Raw genomic sequence first — 19,355 nt, 5'->3', positions numbered from 1 at the left:
ATACCCAAGTGGTCGGCGATTAACCGTCCTTCTCGATTTCACAGAGTAGCGGATGCTGGCTTTCTCTTGCGTATTGATTGACCTGCATGGCCTTGGTCTCGGCGATGTCCCGGGTAAACAATCCGCACACTGCCCGCCCTTCGGTATGGACGGTCAGCATGATCTTGGTCGCCAGCTCGCGGTTCAGACTGAAGAACGTCTCGAGCACTTCGACGACGAAATCCATCGGCGTGTAGTCATCGTTGAACAAAACCACCTTGTACATCGGTGGCGCCTGCAGGATCGGCTTGGCTTCCTGCACTGCCAGACCTGCACCGTCGTCCTCATCGGACTTCGGATGATCCTGATTGAATGTTAGTCGAATCTGCCTGAGTGCATGCATGGAAAGAATTTCATCATATCGACAGGTTAGGGTAATGGATTGACCGCGCAGTCACCGCAGGAGCGGCCGCCGCATGACCTTGACTATCGGCAAAACGGTGTTACAACCAATAAGAACCCACCGTGGTCTATAAAGATCCGCGCAGTCAACCAGATTTTTCGCACGGTTCGTATGCGGATGAAGTGGATGATACTCCAGTGATGGAGTCCTTTGCAGAGGGACATAGGGATGGCAAGCGGTAAAGTCAAGTGGTTCAACAATGCCAAGGGCTATGGGTTCATCAACGAAGAGGGCAAGACAGACGATCTGTTCGCCCACTACTCGGCGATCCAGATGGACGGCTACAAGACATTGAAGGCCGGCCAGAGCGTATCCTTCGACATCGTCCAAGGCCCCAAGGGACTGCACGCGGTCAATATCAAAAACGCCGGCGCCACAGCTGACAGCCCTCAAGCGAGCCGGACAGCCGAGGCCTGACCCCTTACCTTCTGCCGTATACGAAAAAACCGGCCGCTTCTTTATACAAGGAGCGGCCGGTTTTTTTGTTACCTCACATGTGCTTGATCATCTCATCACCGAAACCCGAGCTGCTCACCAGCCTGGCGCCGTCCATCAGGCGCTCGAAGTCGTAGGTCACGGTCTTGGCGGCGATTGCGCCGTTGGTGCCCTTGATGATCAGGTCGGCCGCTTCGGTCCAGCCCATGTGCCGCAGCATCATTTCGGCAGACAGGATCACCGACCCTGGATTGACCTTGTCCTGCCCGGCATACTTGGGCGCCGTCCCGTGGGTCGCCTCGAACATGGCCACGGTATCGGAAAGGTTCGCACCCGGCGCAATGCCGATGCCGCCCACCTCCGCCGCCAGCGCGTCGGACAGGTAGTCGCCATTGAGGTTGAGCGTGGCGATCACGTCATACTCGGCCGGGCGCAGCAGGATCTGCTGGAGCATGGCATCGGCAATGGCGTCCTTGACGATGACCTCGCGCCCCGTCTTCGGATTGCGGAACTTCATCCACGGACCGCCATCGAGCAGCTCGGCGCCGAACTCGTCCTTCGCCACTTCGTAGCCCCAGTCCTTGAACGCACCCTCGGTGAATTTCATGATGTTGCCCTTGTGCACCAGGGTCAGCGACTCGCGATCGTTGTCCACCACGTACTGCAGGGCCTTGCGCACCAGGCGCTTGGTGCCTTCGCGGGAGACCGGCTTGACCCCGATGCCGCAGTCCTGGTCGAAACGGATCTTGGTGACGCCCATTTCCTCCTTCAGGAACTTGATCACCTTGTTCGCCTCCGGCGAGCCGGCCTTCCACTCGATACCGGCGTAGATATCCTCGGAGTTCTCGCGAAAGATCACCATGTCGACATCGCCAGGCTTCTTCACCGGACTGGGCACGCCCTGGAACCACAGCACCGGGCGCAGGCAGACGTACAGGTCGAGCTGCTGGCGCAGGGCGACGTTCAGCGAGCGGATACCGCCGCCAACCGGCGTGGTCAGTGGCCCCTTGATCGACACCACGTAGTCGCGCACCGCATCGAGGGTTTCCTGGGGCAGCCAGGTATCCTGGTCATAGACCTGAGTGGCCTTCTCGCCGGCGTACACCTCCATCCAGGCGATCTTGCGCTTGCCGCCATAGGCCTTCTGCACGGCGGCATCCACCACCTTGATCATGACCGGAGAGACATCGACACCGATGCCGTCGCCCTCGATGTAGGGGATGATCGGGTTATCGGGAACGTTGAGCGAATGGTCTGCATTGACGGTGATCTTGGCGCCATCCGTCGGAACCTTGATTTTCTGGTATCCCATGCTTGCACTACTCCGCTGTCGGGTGTGGTTGGACATCATGCGATCCAATCAGCCTAAACCACATCCGCCGACCTGCAAGCTGTAGGAGCGGGCTTGCCCGCGAAGAATGCGCCACCGATGGTGCGTCACTACGCCACATTGCCCGTACATCTTTGGTCTTATAAAGGCGTCGATATCACTTCGCCTTGCTGATTAGCCCAAAGGGTTTGATATACTCCGGCCCTGACCGCAGGGTCATCGGGGCGAACCCTTGGAAAATGCGGCTCGCCCTCGGCCAGGAAAGGCCAGAAAGCCTGGGCTGTTACCGCATCCCAGCATTTGACGCTCGACTGATGCATCCACCATCACCGCTCGCAGCCTCTCGACCATCCGCTCATGGCGTCGCCAGGGCGAAGCGCCTACCCTGCGCACCTCGAGACTCGAGTACGCTCAGCACATAGAGAGTTAACCCGCATGCCCACCCGTTCCAAGATCATCTACACCTTCACCGACGAAGCCCCCGCCCTCGCCACCTACTCGCTGCTGCCGATCATCGAAGCCTTCACCGCTTCGGCTGACATCGCTGTCGAAACCCGCGACATTTCCCTGGCTGGCCGTATCCTCGCGGCGTTCCCGGAGCAACTGGGCGCAGAGAAGCAGGTAGGCGATCACCTGGCGGAACTGGGTCAGCTGGCCACCACCCCTGAAGCCAACATCATCAAGCTGCCGAACATCTCCGCTTCGGTTCCACAGCTGAAGGCGGCGATCAAGGAACTGCAGGCCAAGGGCTTCAACATCCCCGACTACGCCGACGAGCCGGCCACCGCAGAAGAGAAAGAGTCCCGCGCGCGCTACGACCGCATCAAGGGCAGCGCCGTGAACCCGGTACTGCGCGAAGGCAACTCCGACCGTCGTGCACCGCTGTCGGTCAAGAACTACGCACGCAAGCACCCGCACAAGATGGGTGCCTGGGCCGCCGACTCCAAGTCGCACGTTGCCCACATGACCCAGGGCGACTTCTACGGCAGCGAGAAAGCCGCACTGATCGAGGCTGACGACAGCCTGCGCATCGAACTGGTCGCCAAGGACGGTTCCACCACCGTCCTGAAAGAGAAAACCGCCGTCAAGGCCGCCGAAGTCATCGACTGCGCCACCCTGAGCCGCAAGGCCCTGAAAGCCTTCATCGCCGAGCAGATCGCCGATGCCAAGGCTTCTGGCGTACTGCTGTCGGTGCACCTGAAAGCCACCATGATGAAGGTTTCCGACCCGATCATGTTCGGCGTCATCGTCGAAGAGTTCTACAACGACGTACTGACCAAGCACGCGGCTGCGCTGGCTGAAGTGGGCTTCAACGCCAACAACGGCATCGGCGACCTGTATGCCCGCATCAAGGACCTGCCAGCCGACAAGCAGGCCGAGATCGAAGCCGACATCCAGGCCCTGTACGCCGAGCGTCCAGCCCTGGCCATGGTCAACTCCGACAAGGGCATCACCAACCTGCACGTACCGAGCGACGTCATCGTCGACGCCTCGATGCCAGCGATGATCCGCGACTCGGGCAAGATGTGGAACACCGCAGGCGAGCTGCAAGACGCCAAGGCGATCATTCCGGACCGCTGCTACGCCGGCATCTACCAGGCCACCATCGAAGACTGCAAGAAAAACGGCGCCTTCGATCCGACCACCATGGGCAGCGTGCCGAACGTTGGCCTGATGGCGCAGAAAGCCGAAGAGTACGGCTCCCACGACAAGACCTTCCAGATCAAGGCCGACGGCGTCGTGCGCGTGGTCGATGGCAAGGGCAACGTCGTTCTGGAACAGAGCGTCGAAGCCGGTGACATCTTCCGCATGTGCCAGACCAAGGACGCACCGATCCAGGATTGGGTGAAACTGGCTGTCAACCGCGCCCGCCTGAGCAACACTCCGGCGGTGTTCTGGCTGGACCCGGCTCGTGCCCACGACGGTGTGATGATCGAGAAGGTCCAGAAGTACCTGAAGGACCATGACACCACTGGCCTGGACATCCGCGTCCTGGCCCCGGTCGACGCCATCAAGTTCTCCCTGGCTCGCATCCGCGAAGGCAAGGACACCATCTCGGTGACCGGCAACGTGCTGCGCGACTACCTCACCGACCTGTTCCCGATCATGGAACTGGGCACCAGCGCCAAGATGCTGTCGATCGTGCCGCTGATGAACGGCGGTGGCCTGTTCGAGACCGGCGCCGGCGGTTCGGCCCCCAAGCACGTGCAACAGTTGGTCGAAGAGAACTTCCTGCGTTGGGACTCGCTGGGTGAATTCCTGGCCCTGGCCGCCTCGCTCGAGCACTTGGGCAACACCTACGACAACCCACGCGCCAAGGTCCTGGCCAACACCCTGGACCAGGCCACCGGCAAGTTCCTCGACACCAACAAGTCGCCTTCGCGCAAGGTCGGCGGTATCGACAACCGCGGCAGCCACTTCTACCTGACCCTTTACTGGGCCCAGGCCCTGGCTGCCCAGAGCGACGACGCTGCCCTGCAGGCACGCTTCGCCCCACTGGCCAAGACCCTGACCGAGAACGAAGCGACCATCGTCGCCGAGCTCAACGCCGTCCAGGGCAAGCCGGCCGACATCGGTGGCTACTACGCCCCCGATGCCGAGCTGACCGCCAAGGTGATGCGCCCAAGCCAGACCCTGAACAGCGCCATCGCCGCCCTGTAAGGTTCGCTTGAAGTAACAGCACAAACCCCGGCCACGCACCGGGGTTTGTGCTTTCTGGGATTGGGGCTGCTGCGCAGCCCTTCGCGGGCAAGCCCGCTCCCACAAGAGAAGTGCTGCCTGTGAGACCTGCACTGCACCTGTGGGAGCGGGCTTGCCCGCGAAGGACCGCAACGCGGTCCCGACATTATGAAAGGACACCGCAAATGACCTGGCAACCCCACATCACCGTCGCCACCATCGTCGAACACGAGGGCAAGTTCCTCTTCGTCGAAGAGTTCAAGGCCGGGCAGCACGTGTTCAACCAGCCCGCCGGCCATCTCGAGGCCAACGAGACGCTGCCCCAGGCTGCCCTGCGCGAAACCCTCGAGGAAACCGCCTGGGAGGTCGAATTGACCGGCGTGGTCGGCATCTACCTCTACACTGCGCCGAGCAACGGCGTGACCTATCAGCGTATCTGCTTCGCCGCCCGCCCCCTGCGCCACCACCCCAAGCGTGCCCTGGACAGCGACATCACCCGCGCCCTGTGGCTGACCCGCGACGAGCTGCTGGCCGATCCCGCACGCTGGCGCAGCGAGCTGGTGCCACGCTGCCTTGACGACTATCTGGCAGGCCCGCTGCACAGCCTCTCGCTGCTGCGCGACTGACGCGGATGCGCCGTCCTGATAGAATCGGAATTTTTCCCCCAGATACACATCGGTAGCCATGACCAGCCCAGCACCCAAAGACCCCTCCAGGACCCGCGTCATCGTCGGCATGTCCGGCGGCGTGGACTCTTCCGTCTCCGCCCTTCTGCTCATGGAGCAGGGCTACCAGTTGGAAGGTCTGTTCATGAAGAACTGGGAGGAGGACGACGGCACCGAGTACTGCACCGCCCGCGAAGACCTGGCCGATGCCCAGGCCGTGTGCGATCGCATCGGCATCAAGCTGCACACCGCCAACTTCGCTGCCGAGTACTGGGACAACGTGTTCGAGCACTTCCTCGAAGAGTACAAAGCCGGCCGTACCCCCAACCCGGACATCCTCTGCAACCGCGAAATCAAGTTCAAGGCCTTCCTGGACTACGCCCTGTCGTTGGGTGCCGACCTGATTGCCACCGGCCACTACGTACGCCGCCGTGATACCGGCGAGCTGACCGAACTGCTCAAAGGCCTGGACCCGAACAAGGACCAGAGCTACTTCCTGCATGCCGTGGGCGGCGCGGAAATCGCCCGCACCCTGTTCCCCGTTGGCGAGCTGGAAAAGCCCGAGGTACGCGCCATCGCCGAGAAACACGGCCTGGCCACGGCGAAGAAGAAAGACTCCACCGGCATCTGCTTCATCGGCGAGCGCCGCTTCAGCGACTTCCTCAAGCAGTACCTGCCCGCCCAACCCGGCGAGATCCAGACCACCGACGGCGAAGTGATCGGCCAGCACCACGGCCTGATGTACCACACCATCGGCCAGCGCCAGGGCCTGGGCATTGGCGGCCTGAAAGACGCCGGCGACGAACCCTGGTACGTGCTGGAAAAAGACCTGGCGCGCAATGTGCTGGTGGTGGGCCAGGGCAACGAACATCCTTGGCTGTTCTCCCGCGCCCTGCTCGCCTCGGACATCTTCTGGGTCAACCCAGTCGACCTGAGCAGCCCACGCCGACTCACCGCCAAGGTGCGCTACCGCCAGAGCGACCAGCACTGCACCCTGGAACGCACCGCGAACGGCTACCGCGCAGTGTTCGACGAGCCACAACGCGCTGTGACGCCGGGTCAATCCGTAGTGTTCTATGACGGCGAAGTGTGCCTGGGCGGCGGCGTGATCGAGAGCGCCGAGCCATGGAGCCCACGCGCATGAGCAATCTGCAGGAGCAACTGATCGCCCTTGGTGGCGTGTTCCAGGCCGCGGTGCTGGTCGATCGCATCGCCCGCACCGGGCAGGCCAGCGAAGCCAATATCGGCTGCATGCTCGGCAGCCTGCTGGTACGCGACCCGAACAACACCCTGGAAGTGTTCGGCGGCGACGACCTGAACCTGCGCGACGGCTACCGTGCACTGGTCGGCGCCCTGGAGCGCGACCCCAGCAGCCTGCAACGCGAGCCGCTGCGCTACGCACTGTCCATGCTGGGTCTGGAGCGCCAGCTGGCCAAGCGTGGCGACCTGCTCGACACCATCGGCAATCGCCTGCCGCAGATCCAGTCGCAAGCCGATCATTTCGGCCTGGTTCACGAAAATGTCATCGCTTCCAGCGGAGCCTTGTACCAGGACACCCTGAGCACCCTGCGTCAGCGCATCCAGGTACACGGCGACATGCGCTTCCTGCAGCAGGCCAGCAACGCCTCGAAGATCCGTGCCCTGCTGCTGGCAGGCATCCGCGCCGCCCGCCTGTGGCGCCAGCTGGGCGGGCATCGCTGGCAGTTGGTGTTCAGCCGCCGCAAGTTGCTCAATGAACTGTACGACATGATGCGTGCGCCTTCCTGACCTGTAGGAGCGGGCTTGCCCGCGAATGCGATGCCGGATTCACCGCCGCATTCGCGGGCAAGCCCGCTCCCACAGGAACCGCGACACGCGTTTCGACGGCCGACCTTTGGTCAGCCACCCGACCCAGGCGCAATTTTCATGTATGATATGCGCCCTTCCAAAAGCCTGACTGTCCGAGAACACCCCATGCAGCTCTCTTCGCTCACTGCGGTTTCCCCTGTAGACGGCCGTTACGCCGGCAAAACCCAGGCCTTGCGCCCCATCTTCAGCGAATTCGGCCTGATCCGTTTCCGCGCCCTGGTCGAAGTGCGCTGGTTGCAGCGTCTGGCCGCCCACCCGCAGATCGGCGAAGTGCCGGCGTTCTCCGCCGAAGCCAACGCCCTGCTGGACAGCCTGGCGACCGACTTCAAGCTCGAACACGCCGAACGCGTGAAAGAAATCGAGCGCACCACCAACCACGACGTCAAGGCGATCGAATACCTCCTCAAGGAGCAGGCCGCCAAGCTGCCTGAGCTGGCCAAGGTCAGCGAGTTCATCCACTTCGCCTGCACCAGCGAGGACATCAACAACCTGTCCCACGCCCTGATGCTGCGCGCCGGTCGTGACGAAGTGCTGCTGCCGCTGATGCGCCAGATCGCCGAGGCCATCCGCGCCCTGGCCCACGCTCACGCCGACGTGCCGATGCTGTCGCGCACCCACGGCCAGCCGGCCTCGCCGACCACCCTGGGCAAAGAGCTGGCCAACGTCGTCTACCGCCTGGAGCGTCAGATCGCTCAGGTCGCCGCCGTGCCGCTGCTGGGCAAGATCAACGGCGCCGTGGGCAACTACAACGCCCACCTGTCGGCCTACTCGCAGATCGACTGGGAGCAGAACGCCCGCGCCTTCATCGAAGACGAACTGGGCCTGCAGTTCAACCCGTACACCACCCAGATCGAACCGCACGACTACATCGCCGAGCTGTTCGATGCGATCGCGCGCTTCAACACCATCCTCATCGACTTCGACCGCGACGTCTGGGGCTACATCTCGCTGGGCTACTTCAAGCAGAAGACAGTCGCTGGCGAAATCGGCTCCTCGACCATGCCGCACAAGGTCAACCCGATCGACTTCGAGAACTCCGAAGGCAACCTCGGTATCGCCAACGCGCTGTTCCAGCACCTGGCCAGCAAGCTGCCGATCTCGCGCTGGCAGCGCGACCTGACCGATTCCACCGTGCTGCGCAACCTGGGCGTGGGCTTCGCCCATAGCGTCATCGCCTATGAAGCCAGCCTGAAGGGCATCGGCAAGCTGGAAGTCAACGAAGCGCGCATCGCCGCCGACCTCGACGCTTGCTGGGAAGTACTGGCCGAGCCGATCCAGACCGTCATGCGCCGCTTCAACATCGAGAACCCCTACGAGAAGCTCAAGGAGCTGACCCGTGGCAAGGGCATCACCCCAGAAGCGCTGCTGACCTTCATCGACGGCCTGGACATGCCGGCCGACGCCAAGGCCGAGCTCAAGCTGCTCACCCCCGCCACCTACATCGGCAACGCAGCCGCCCAGGCCAAACGCATCTAATCTGCGCCCTGCGTACAACGCCCGGCTCAGCCGGGCGTTTTTATTCCCGGACGAAAATTACGTTTTTTCAATAGGTTGAACATGAATCCTGATACTCCACTGCAGCTGCTTGGCGGCCTCACCGCTCGTGAATTCCTGCGCGACTACTGGCAGAAGAAGCCCCTGCTGGTGCGCCAGGCCTTCACCGACTTCGAAAGCCCGATCGATCCGGACGAACTGGCCGGCCTGGCCCTGGAAGAAGAGGTCGAATCGCGCCTGGTGCTGGAGCACGGCGAGCGCCCCTGGGAGCTGCGTCGCGGCCCGTTCGAGGAAGACACCTTCGCCACCCTGCCCGAGCGTGACTGGACCCTGCTGGTACAAGCCGTGGACCAGTTCGTCCCGGAAGTAGCCGAGCTGCTGGAAAATTTCCGCTTCCTGCCCAGCTGGCGTATCGACGATGTGATGATCAGCTTCGCCGCCCCTGGTGGCAGCGTCGGCCCGCACTTCGACAACTACGACGTATTCCTGCTGCAAGGCCACGGCAAGCGCAACTGGAAAGTTGGCCAGATGTGCAACAGCGACAGCCCGCTGATCGAGCACGCCGACCTGCGCATCCTCGCCGACTTCGAGCAGAGCGACGAGTGGACCCTTGAGCCGGGCGACATGCTCTACCTGCCGCCGCGCCTGGCTCACTACGGCGTGGCCGTGGATGACTGCCTGACCTACTCGGTCGGCTTCCGCGCGCCAAGCGCTGCCGAAGTGCTGACCCACTTCACCGACTTCCTCAGCCAGTTCCTGCCTGACGAGGAGCGCTACAGCGACGCCGACGCCCAACCTGTCAGCGATCCGCACCAGATTCAGCACGATGCCCTCGACCGCCTCAAGGCCCTGCTGGCCGAGCACATGGGTGACGAGCGCTTGCTGCTGACCTGGTTCGGCCAGTTCATGACCGAGCCGCGCTACCCCGAGCAGGTTGCAGGCGAAGCGCTGAGCGAGGAAGAGCTGATCAATTATCTCGAACAGGGCGCGATCCTGGTGCGCAACCCGAGCGCGCGCCTGGCCTGGTCGGAAGTCGATGACAACCTGCTGCTGTTCGCCAGCGGCCAGAGCCGCCTGCTGTCCGGTCACCTGCGCGCTCTTTTGCAACTGATTTGTTCAGCCGACGCCCTGCACAGCGAAAACCTTGTAGAGTGGCTCGCAGATGAAGAGGGCCTGACGCTGGTCTGCCAGCTGGTCCAACAAGGAAGCCTGGGATTTGCCAATGAATAAGATCCGCGTTCGCCTCGCCGACTGGCATAAAGACAACGCCGATATCCACCGTATCCGCAGCGCGGTGTTCGTCGCCGAGCAGCACGTGCCGCCGGAGCTGGAGTTCGATGCCGAAGACCCCACCGCCGTGCATTTCCTGGCCATGGAAGGTGACTATCCGATCGGCACCGCGCGCCTGTTGCCAGACGGCACCATCGGTCGAGTGTCGGTGCTCAAGGACTGGCGCGGCTTGAAAGTCGGTGACGCGTTGATGAACGCGGTCATCATCGAAGCGCAGAACCGGGACCTCAAGCAGCAGATGCTCAGCGCCCAGGTACACGCTACGCCCTTCTACGAGCGCCTGGGCTTCAAGGTGGTCAGCGAAGAGTTCCTAGAGGCCGGCATTCCGCACGTGGACATGGTTCGCGATTCGCGCGAGATCGCCTGATCGGAAGGGGCCGGCGCTGCCGGCCCAATCGCGGGCAAGCCCGCTCCCACAGCTTCACCGCTGCTCTGAACGGCGCGGAGGGCCTGTGGGACTGGGCTTGCCCGCGATTGGGCCGCAGCGCAGCCCCACCCTTGCTCAGCCAATCACGATCTGCCCATCCCCCACCCCCTGCCCCGCGATCCCCACCAACGTCACGCTATCGCGCCCGAACGTCAGCACCAGATCATCCCCCACCCGACTCAGGTGGTCACGCCAATCCGGCACTGCCGTCCCGCCTTCCACGCCCATGAACACCAACCGGTCCTGGCCGGTGAAATCCAGCACCCGGTCCTGCCCGAAGTGCCCGCTGAACAGAAAGGTGTCCCGCCCACCGCCGCCACTCAACACATCATTCCCCGCGCCGCCCACCAGCACATCGTTGCCTGCCCCACCCACCAGACGATCATCGCCGCCCAGGCCGAACAGCCACTGCCCTTGGTTGCCCGCCACCAACTGGTCATTACCTTGCCCACCGCTGACCGACAGGGCATAGGGGTCCAGCTTGCCGCTGCTGAGCAGCCCATTGGCGGTCACGGCGTGACTGACGTCCTTGCTGAAGAACACCAGGCTGCTTTCCTTGCTCACCAGCGACTCGATATTGCGCACCTGGCTGATCCCTCCATCGGCATCGCGCACATACAGCGTACCCTCGCCATCCCGGGCGACCGAGAAGCGCGCCAGTGCATCTCCCAGGTGCAGGGTGTCATGCCCGGTGCCACCGTCTATCAGGTTGAACCCGCCGTCATCGCGGAAGGTGTCATTGCCAGCACCGCCATACAGATAGTCGTTGCCGCGCCCGCCGCGGATCAGGTCGTCCTGGGCCGAACCGACAATGAAGGTACTGCCGGAGTGCGGCTCGGCGTTGCGGTTGAGGTCCTGTACCCAGGTCGAACCGCGGGTGGCGTCGGACAGGTTGCTGACCACGACGGTGGAGTCGCGGCTGGTCCAGGGGTAGAACGGCGAATCCACTACCCGACCCAGGCCATCGGCGTAGGCTGCCGGCAGGTGCGAGAGCCAGGTGGCGATATTGCCGATGGAAAACGGCAGAAGGTTCCACGCGTCGGAAGCGTAGTGGTCATTGAAATTGACGATGTTGTCAGTGGTCGAAGGCTTGGCGGCATCGTGCACGCCCAGGGTCGCCCAGGTCAGCGCCGTGCCGTCGAGCACGCGAAATACAGGATCGTTCTCGTAACCGATATTGAGCACCTTGTCGGGGTCCGCAGCCTGCGTGGGCGAGGCGAAGGCAACATAGCGTGCATCCTGGTAGAAGCCGCCCCAGCGCGAAGCACTGAGGTCGGCCAGGCTGTTGACCGCCAGCCCGCCAAGGCTGTGGCCGCTGACGGTGATATCGGCACCTGAAAGCCCCTGGGACTTGGCAAACGTCGCGACATCACCCAGCAGGCGATCGAAGGCATTGCCAGCGTAGTTGCGTGCGTAGTCGGCCGGCCCCAACGCTGCCAGCAGGTCGTTGATAGCATCGCCGAGGGTGTCGCCGATCAGGTTCTCCCGTGGGCCGCTGGTACCACGAAAGGCGATGCCGAGGCCAATGAGCTGGCCATCGCCTGCATAACGGCCGAGTACCTCGACCTGCGCCGAGGTGTAGCCCGGCGCCTCGCCATGGAAGGTGCCACGCGCATCGGTCTTGCCCTGGTAACCCAACTGTGCGGCGCTGATCGGCGTCCAGCCAGCGGCCTTGACCTGCGCCAGCGCCTTGGCCTCGGAGTCGGGGTTCCAGGGGATGCCGGGAATCACGCCCTGACTGTCGGTGCCGCCGATCAGGGCCTTGACCAGGGTTGCCGGCAAGCCGAGACCGAAGCCGTGTTTCTGGTAGCCGGCGGAAAAACCGTCGTCGATACCATGGTAGGCATAGACCGCCAGGGCCATGGCATCCTTGTAGAGTGCGGAGGAGGCAGCACCGTCGAGCTGACGGTAATCGAACAGAGGCATGATCTGACTTCCTTGTTGTGGTTGGAGTGAAGGCCCCCAAGCGACATCGTCCATTGACACATCTGGCAGGCGAACGACAAAGCTGGCACGGTACCGGCCGGTCATCCAAGCCCGATCCCGAGGCATTCTTGCCAAACCTGCGGACATATTTCCTGGCACAAAGCTGTACATGCATACAGATAAATCTTGCCTGCACGTCCTGTCTTGCGCATCCTAGTCGCCATCAACCTCGATGAAGCGTTCACGGCCATGCGCCTTTTTCTGTGTGAAAAGCCCTCCCAGGCAAAAGACATCGCCAAGGTACTGGGTGCCAACCGCAAGGCCGATGGCTGCTGGCAAGGCACCGATGTCTGCGTCACCTGGTGCATCGGCCACCTGCTCGAAACCGCACCGCCCGACAGCTACGACGCGCGCTACAAGCGCTGGTCGCTCGATGACCTGCCGATCATTCCGGAAAAATGGAAGATGCTGGTCAAGCCCAAGACCGCCAGCCAGTTCAAGGCGGTCAAGCGTCTGCTCGGCGAGGCCCGGGAGCTGGTGATCGCCACCGACGCCGATCGCGAAGGCGAGATGATCGCCCGCGAACTGGTCGAGCATTGCCGCTACCGCGGGCCGATCCAGCGCCTGTGGCTCTGCGCACTCGATGACGCCTCGATCCGCAAGGCGCTGGCGCGCCTGCGCCCCGGCAGCGAAACCTTCAGCCTCTATCACTCGGCCCTTGGTCGCTCGCGGGCCGACTGGTTGATCGGCATGAACATGAGCCGCCTGTTCACCCTGCTTGGCCGCCAATCCGGCTACCAAGGCGTGCTGCCGGTTGGGCGGGTACAGACTCCGACACTGCGCCTGGTGGTGGACCGCGACCGCAGCATCGCCGATTTCGTGCCCGTACCGTTCTGGGCCATCGAAGTGCAACTGGCACACACAGGTAACCTGTTCACCGCCCAATGGCGTGCACCGCAAGACGCCTGCGACGACCAGGGCCGCTGCCTCAACCAGGCACTCGCCCAGCAGGCCGCCACCCAGATGCAGGCCGCAGGGAGCGCACAGGTGCTCCAGGTACAGACCGAGCGTGTGCGCGAGGCCGCACCACTGCCCTTCGACCTCGGCACCCTGCAGGAGCTGTGCTCGAAGAAATTCGGCCTTGGCGCCCAGGAAACCCTCGACATCGCCCAGGCACTCTACGAAACCCACAAGCTGATCACCTATCCGCGCAGCGACTGCGGCTACCTGCCGCTTAGCCAGCACGCTGAAGCGCCCGCCATTCTCGCCGCCCTGCAACGCGCCGACACAAGCCTTGCGCCATTGCAGGCGCACCTGGAGCCGCACCGCCGCTCCCGCGCCTGGAACGACGCCAAGGTCAGCGCCCACCACGGCATCATCCCCACCGCAGCCGCCAGCGATCCTGCGCGCCTGCCACCCAAGTACAAAGCGGTCTATACCCTGATCCGGGCACGCTACCTGGCGCAGTTCCTGCCCAATCACGAGTACGACCGCACCCAGGCCGACCTGGACTGTGCCGGCCACGCCCTGCGTGCCGTGGGCAAGCAGATCGTCGAACCCGGCTGGCGCCGTGCCCTGCCCGAGGCACTGACCCCAACCAAGGGCCGCGAAGCACCACCCGCGCAAGTCCTGCCGCAACTGCGCGAGGGCGACGACTGCAGGGTGCAGGAACTGCAACTGAAAGACCTGTGGACCCAGCCACCGAAGCCGTTCACCGAGGGCGACCTGATCAAGGCAATGAAGAACGTCGCCAAGCTGGTGGATGACCCGCAGCTCAAGCAGAAACTCAAGGAAACCACCGGCATCGGTACCGAAGCGACCCGGGCCAGCATCATCCAGGGCCTGCTCGACCGCGGCTACCTGGTCAAGAACGGCAAGGCGCTGTCCGCCACGCCCGCAGCCTTCAGCCTGATCGACGTCGTACCCCGGGCCATCGCCGACCCCGGCACCACCGCGATCTGGGAACAGGCGCTGGACATGGTGCAGAGCGGCGAAATGAGCCTGGAAGAGTTCGTCACCCGGCAATCGGCCTGGATGGGCAAGCTGGTGCAACGCTGCGCGGGAATGCGCCTGACCATCAGCGGCCCGCCCCTGCCTGCCGGTGGCAAGGGTGCACCCTGGAAGAAAAAACGCCGCAGCAGCGGTAAAGGCAAAACCGCCGGCAGCAAAGCAGCGCCCCGTGCAAGCAAATCCACAAGACGCCCTTCGGGCAAATCCAGCTGACGATCACCTCACGGGGTGTGTCGCCGCCTCGCCAACGCTCGTCTTGTACAGCAGACAACCCCTGAGCCCCATCACCCGCTCCGCGCAGGCCCCCATGCAAGCATTACTGCAAGAAATCCTCGACCAGGTCCGCCCGCTGCTCAGCCAGGGCCAGGTCGCCCAGTACATCCCCGCCCTCGCCCAGGTCGACCCGCAACAACTCGGCATCGCCGTACAGAGCCTGGACGGCCAGCTGCACTGCGCCGGCGATGCCCATACGCCCTTCTCGATCCAGAGCATCTCCAAGGTCTTCAGCCTGGTCCAGGCGATCAACCACAGCGGCGAGGATATCTGGTCGCGCCTGGGCTACGAGCCCTCCGGGCAGGCGTTCAACTCGCTGGTACAGCTGGAGGTGGAGAAAGGTCGCCCACGCAATCCTTTCATCAATGCCGGCGCGCTGGTGATCTGCGACATCAACCAGTCGCGCTATGCCACCCCGACCTTGTCGATGCGCGACTTCGTTCGCCGCCTGACAGCCAACCCACGCATCGTCAGCGACCCGGTCGTGGCCGACTCCGAATACCAGCACCGCGCCCGCAACGCCGCCATGGCCTACCTGATGCAGGCGTTCGGCAACTTCCACAACGATGTCGACGCCGTGCTGCGCAGCTACTTCCATCATTGTGCGCTGTCGATGAATTGCGTGGACGTCGCCCGTGGCTTTGCGTTCCTGGCCAACAGCGGCTATTGCCCGCACAGCGGCGAGCACGTGCTCAGCCCGCGCCAGGCGCAACAGGTGAATGCGATCATGGCCACCAGCGGGCTGTACGACGAGGCGGGTAACTTCGCCTACCGTGTGGGCCTGCCGGGCAAAAGTGGAGTGGGCGGCGGCATTGTCGCGGTAGTGCCGGGGCGCTACAGCATCTGCGTGTGGTCACCGGCGCTGAACGCCTCAGGCAACTCGCTGGCGGGGCTGCGGGCCTTGGAACTGCTCAGCGAACGGATCACTGGCTCGGTGTTTTCAGCAGTGCTGTAGGGCTGACGCCTCGAGCGCAGCGCGCCATGAAAAACAAACCCCACCAGGGAGAACCCTGGTGGGGTTTGTTTTATTACACCTACCCGTGACCGGGCTGACGCGATGTCAGAGGAAGTTGTAGGTGTAGCTCACGATCAGACGGTTCTCGTCCTGGTCGCGCTGGTTGGCCACGTCAGTGCGCAGCGAAGCGTTACGCCACTGCAGGCCCAGGCCCTTGAAGGTGCCTTCCTGAACAACATAGGCCAAGCTGAAATCACGCTCCCACTCCGAGCGGTCCGAGCCCGCCGAGTTGACGTTGGTGCCTTTCAGGTAGATGGCGTTGGCGGTCAGCCCTGGTACGCCCAGCGCGGCGAAGTCGTAGGCATATTGCGCCAGCCAGGTGCGCTCGCCGGCACGCAGGAACTTGCCGATCTGCACGTCGGTGATCAGGTAAGCACTTGCACCGTCGCCCTGGTTCAGGAACGGGAAGTCGCTGGTGCCGTTGACACGCTGGTAACCGGCGCTCAGTGCGTGGCTGCCCAGCGAGTAGGTGAACTTGGCGCTCCAGGTGCGGTTGTCCACTTCACCGTTGTTCTGGTAGCCCGATGCGCGATAGCCAGCCAGGCGGCCTTCGGTGCTGGCGTTCTTGCCATCGGAATCGCTGTAGAAGTAACGCAGGTCGGACTTCAACGCACCAACCGGCAGCGCCAGGTTGTGGGTCAGGCCCAGGAAGTGCTGTTTGTAGAAGTCGTCCAGGTTGCCGTAGTAGTACTGCAGCAGCAGGTCCTTGCTCAGCTTGTAGTCGGCACCGGCGTAGTAGAACGCGTTGCTGCGACGGTTGGAGGTGGCGGTGGCCGGGTTGCCGTTGGAACCGGCAATGGTCAGCGACTCCATGTTGGTGCTGTTACGGCCCTTGGCGTGCTCGAGCTTGCCGCCGATCAGGGTCAGGTTGTCGATCTCGTTGGAGGTGATCTGGCCACCCTCAAACGTTTGCGGCAGCAGGCGACCGTCGTTGTAGGTGACTACTGGCAGCTTGGGCTGCAGTACACCGAGCTTGGCTTCGGTCTTGGAGATCTTGACCTTGCCGGTTACGCCCAGGCTGCTGAAGTCGTCAACGGCGCGGCCATCGGAATCGGTCGGGAACACAGTACCGCCCTTGGCAGTGCTGGTCGGGTTGTAGTGGGTGCCCTTGCCCGAATCCAGGCGGAAACCGGTCAGGCCGATGGCGTCTACACCAAAGCCGACGGTGCCCTGGGTGTAGCCGGAGGTGAAGTTGAAGATGAAGCCTTGGCCCCACTCTTCCTGCTTGGACGGGTTGGCAGTGCCATTGCGGTTGTCGGAGTTGATATAGAAGTTACGGGCAGTGACCGAAGCCTTGCTGTCTTCCACGAAACCTGCAGCCTGCGCCCCCAGCGACAGGCTGGCCAGTGCAACGGCCACTGGCAATGTGCATTTGTACATGTGTGCTCCTTTCTAGCTTTTCTTATAGGCCTCTCGCTGAACGCGAGGGCCGACTTTCGATACGTTTGAATGTCACGCGTTATTACTTTAACAACAACCGAAAAAGATTTTTATTCGATTGTGCTATAGGGACCGAATGCTAGCAAAAAACCACCATCCGCAGAGAGAAAGGTTTCAGTTCCATGACCGCAGGCAGGGCTTTTAGAGATACGCTTGGTCGCCACAGCACACTGCTGTTTCGGCCGCTATGCAAAAAGGATGATGACATGCTGCGAATATTGGGTAAGGCGAGCTCCATCAACGTGCGCAAGGTGCTTTGGACTTGCGCTGAAATCGGCGTGCCTTTCGAACAGGAAGACTGGGGCTCAGGCTTTCAGTCGACCCAGACCCCGGAGTTCCTGGCCCTGAACCCCAATGCCATGGTCCCGGTGATCCAGGACGGCGACCTGACGCTGTGGGAGTCCAACACCATCGTCCGCTATCTCGCCAACCGCTATGGTCAAGCGGCAGGGCTTTACCCGGCCGACGCAGTGGCCAGAGCGCGTGTCGATCAATGGATCGACTGGCAGGCCAGCGATCTCAACCGCTCCTGGAGCTACGCCTTCATGTCTCTGGTCAGGCAGTCGGCAGCGCATCAGGATGAACAGGCGCTCAATGCCAGCATCGGCGAATGGTCGCGACATATGCAGATCCTCGACCAGCAGCTGGCAAAGACCGGCGCCTACGTTGCCGGCAAAACGCTCTCCCTGGCAGACATTCCGATCGGGTTGTCGGTAAACCGCTGGTTCCAGACACCGTTCAAGCACCCGCACCTGCCTGCAGTGGATGACTACTACGCGCGCCTGAGCGAGCGGGAAGGCTATCGACTGCACGGCAGAAACGGAACGCCCTGACCAGAGGAATAAAATTATTTTGCATATTAGAATATGCAAAAAATGAATTTCCATCATTTATCGCTGGCCGTTAGATTCTAAGAAGAAGCCCGGCCAGCTCGTTTTCTTATAAAGCGCTCAACGCCAGGCAGCCTTGTCCCACCAAAGGAACCCAGCAATGAGCGTCGAAATCCTTGGCATGATCACCGCGTCACCCGGCTCGGAGGTCGACCAACCCACGGGCGATGCGGTCGATCCGGACTACGTGCGTCGCTTCGCCCAGGCCCACGAAGCAGCAGGCTTCGACCGGATTCTGGTCGGTTACTTCTCCAACGGGCCGGAAGGCGCCGTCGTCAGTTCGTTCGCCGTCGCTGCCACCGAGCGCCTGGGTATCCTGCTCGCCTACCGTCCAGGGGTGATCAGCCCGCCCCTGGCCGCACGGCAACTGGCGACCCTCGACCAGTTCAGCAAGGGCCGCCTGGCCCTCAATGTGGTCAGCGGCGGCAATGACCAGGACCTGCAACGCGACGGCGACTTCCTCGATCACGACCACCGCTATGCGCGCACCGGTGAATACCTCGACGCCTTGAAAGCCATCTGGACCGCCGAACAACCGGTGGACTTCGCCGGCGACTTCTACCGTTTCAACGCCGCCTCGCCCGCCGTAAGGACCGTGCAGCGCCCGCATATTCCGATCTACTTCAGCGGCTCATCGGATGCCGCGGTGCGGGTCGCCGCGCAACATGCCGATACCTACATGCTCTGGGGCGAGCCCCTGGCCGCCGTCGCTGAGCATATCGCCAAGGTCCGCAAGGCTGCCGCCGCGCAACAGCGCGCCCCGCGCTTCTCGGTATCGTTCCGCCCCATCGTCGCCGATACCGAGGAAGCCGCCTGGAAGCGCGCCGCCGAAATCCTCGAACAGGTCCGCGACGCACGCCAGAAACTCGGGCTAGCGCTGCACGACCATCACCCCGAGAACGTCGGCTCCCAGCGTCTGTTGGCCGCCGCGCACCAGGGCGAAGTGCTCGATCAACGCCTGTGGATGGGCGTTGCCCGCCTGACCGGAGCACGCTGGAACTCCACCGCGCTGGTCGGCACCCCCGAGCAGGTCGCCCAGGCGCTGGGCGAGTACTACAAGCTCGGCGTCTCGACCTTCCTGATCCGCGGCTTCGATCCACTGAACGACACCATCGAATACGGCAAGACCCTGATCCCCGCCATCCATCGCCAGATCGAACGCCTGGACACTCGCCAGGCCAGCTGAGGAAG

16 protein-coding genes are annotated in these 19,355 nt (G+C 62.9%); 12 read left to right on the top strand and 4 right to left on the bottom strand.

Features of this window, described 5'->3' with window-relative positions; genetic code table 11:
- Nucleotides 1-19: 19 nt before the first annotated feature.
- Nucleotides 20-382: an ATP-dependent Clp protease adapter ClpS gene (gene clpS / locus ACK3BK_RS09810; RefSeq protein WP_054892333.1), complete on the bottom strand. Its 363-nt coding sequence runs from the start codon at nt 380-382 to the stop codon at nt 20-22.
- Nucleotides 383-610: 228 nt separating this feature from the next.
- Here clpS and cspD point away from each other — a divergent pair, with 228 nt between their 5' ends.
- The gene (gene cspD, locus ACK3BK_RS09805; RefSeq protein WP_186669837.1) at nt 611-859 is read left to right on the top strand and encodes a cold shock domain-containing protein CspD; all 249 of its coding nucleotides are present in this window, start codon (nt 611-613) and stop codon (nt 857-859) included.
- A gap of 73 nt (nt 860-932) precedes the next feature.
- Here the strand turns inward: cspD and icd are convergent, their stop codons facing one another.
- The gene (gene icd / locus ACK3BK_RS09800) at nt 933-2,189 is read right to left on the bottom strand and encodes an NADP-dependent isocitrate dehydrogenase (RefSeq protein ID WP_186669838.1); all 1,257 of its coding nucleotides are present in this window, start codon (nt 2,187-2,189) and stop codon (nt 933-935) included.
- Between the two features lie 453 nt (nt 2,190-2,642).
- Between icd and ACK3BK_RS09795 the strand changes: the two genes are divergently transcribed.
- The 7 genes from ACK3BK_RS09795 (at nt 2,643) to ACK3BK_RS09765 (ending at nt 10,550) form a co-directional block, all read left to right on the top strand.
- Complete coding sequence (locus ACK3BK_RS09795) at nt 2,643-4,868, top strand: NADP-dependent isocitrate dehydrogenase (RefSeq protein WP_186669839.1); 2,226 nt, start codon at nt 2,643-2,645, stop codon at nt 4,866-4,868.
- A 203-nt stretch (nt 4,869-5,071) separates the two neighbouring features.
- Complete coding sequence (locus ACK3BK_RS09790; protein WP_411384196.1) at nt 5,072-5,512, top strand: NUDIX hydrolase; 441 nt, start codon at nt 5,072-5,074, stop codon at nt 5,510-5,512.
- Between the two features lie 58 nt (nt 5,513-5,570).
- A complete protein-coding gene (gene mnmA / locus ACK3BK_RS09785) occupies nt 5,571-6,695 on the top strand; it encodes a tRNA 2-thiouridine(34) synthase MnmA (protein ID WP_411384195.1) in 1,125 nt (374 codons plus the stop codon).
- The gene (hflD, locus tag ACK3BK_RS09780) at nt 6,692-7,318 is read left to right on the top strand and encodes a high frequency lysogenization protein HflD (RefSeq protein WP_186669842.1); all 627 of its coding nucleotides are present in this window, start codon (nt 6,692-6,694) and stop codon (nt 7,316-7,318) included. The genes mnmA and hflD overlap by 4 nt, the downstream gene beginning before the upstream one ends.
- Nucleotides 7,319-7,504: 186 nt before the next feature.
- Nucleotides 7,505-8,875: an adenylosuccinate lyase gene (purB, locus tag ACK3BK_RS09775; protein ID WP_288375433.1), complete on the top strand. Its 1,371-nt coding sequence runs from the start codon at nt 7,505-7,507 to the stop codon at nt 8,873-8,875.
- Between the two features lie 81 nt (nt 8,876-8,956).
- On the top strand, nt 8,957-10,123 hold the full coding sequence (locus ACK3BK_RS09770; protein ID WP_186708643.1) for a cupin domain-containing protein: 1,167 nt from the start codon (nt 8,957-8,959) through the stop codon (nt 10,121-10,123).
- Nucleotides 10,116-10,550, top strand: coding sequence for a GNAT family N-acetyltransferase (locus tag ACK3BK_RS09765; protein WP_054892342.1), 435 nt, complete (start codon nt 10,116-10,118; stop codon nt 10,548-10,550). Before ACK3BK_RS09770 ends, ACK3BK_RS09765 begins: the two co-directional genes overlap by 8 nt.
- A gap of 135 nt (nt 10,551-10,685) precedes the next feature.
- Here the strand turns inward: ACK3BK_RS09765 and ACK3BK_RS09760 are convergent, their stop codons facing one another.
- Nucleotides 10,686-12,536 (bottom strand): polyurethanase, encoded by a 1,851-nt coding sequence (locus tag ACK3BK_RS09760; protein WP_411384194.1) that lies wholly within the window; start codon nt 12,534-12,536, stop codon nt 10,686-10,688.
- 249 nt (nt 12,537-12,785) lie between these two features.
- On the opposite strand from ACK3BK_RS09760, the gene ACK3BK_RS09755 reads away from it, so the two are divergent.
- Together ACK3BK_RS09755 and glsB are read left to right on the top strand one after the other, a co-directional pair.
- Entirely contained in the window at nt 12,786-14,759 is a 1,974-nt protein-coding gene (locus tag ACK3BK_RS09755; RefSeq protein ID WP_186719811.1) for a DNA topoisomerase III, read from the top strand.
- A gap of 94 nt (nt 14,760-14,853) precedes the next feature.
- On the top strand, nt 14,854-15,774 hold the full coding sequence (gene glsB, locus ACK3BK_RS09750; RefSeq protein ID WP_186669433.1) for a glutaminase B: 921 nt from the start codon (nt 14,854-14,856) through the stop codon (nt 15,772-15,774).
- Between the two features lie 105 nt (nt 15,775-15,879).
- Here glsB and ACK3BK_RS09745 read toward each other — a convergent pair whose 3' ends face one another.
- Nucleotides 15,880-17,214: an OprD family porin gene (locus tag ACK3BK_RS09745; protein WP_186669435.1), complete on the bottom strand. Its 1,335-nt coding sequence runs from the start codon at nt 17,212-17,214 to the stop codon at nt 15,880-15,882.
- 266 nt (nt 17,215-17,480) lie between these two features.
- Between ACK3BK_RS09745 and ACK3BK_RS09740 the strand changes: the two genes are divergently transcribed.
- The gene (locus tag ACK3BK_RS09740) at nt 17,481-18,107 is read left to right on the top strand and encodes a glutathione S-transferase family protein (protein ID WP_186669437.1); all 627 of its coding nucleotides are present in this window, start codon (nt 17,481-17,483) and stop codon (nt 18,105-18,107) included.
- A gap of 178 nt (nt 18,108-18,285) precedes the next feature.
- Nucleotides 18,286-19,350, top strand: a complete 1,065-nt coding sequence (locus ACK3BK_RS09735; protein WP_288375575.1) for an LLM class flavin-dependent oxidoreductase — start codon at nt 18,286-18,288, stop codon at nt 19,348-19,350.
- Nucleotides 19,351-19,355: the final 5 nt, after the last annotated feature.

It is taken from the genome of Pseudomonas sp. L7, from assembly GCF_046605565.1.
Lineage (GTDB): Bacteria > Pseudomonadota > Gammaproteobacteria > Pseudomonadales > Pseudomonadaceae > Aquipseudomonas > Aquipseudomonas wayambapalatensis.
The sequence above is the reverse complement of the archived record's forward strand: the minus strand, read 5'-3'. Positions and strand labels throughout refer to the sequence as shown.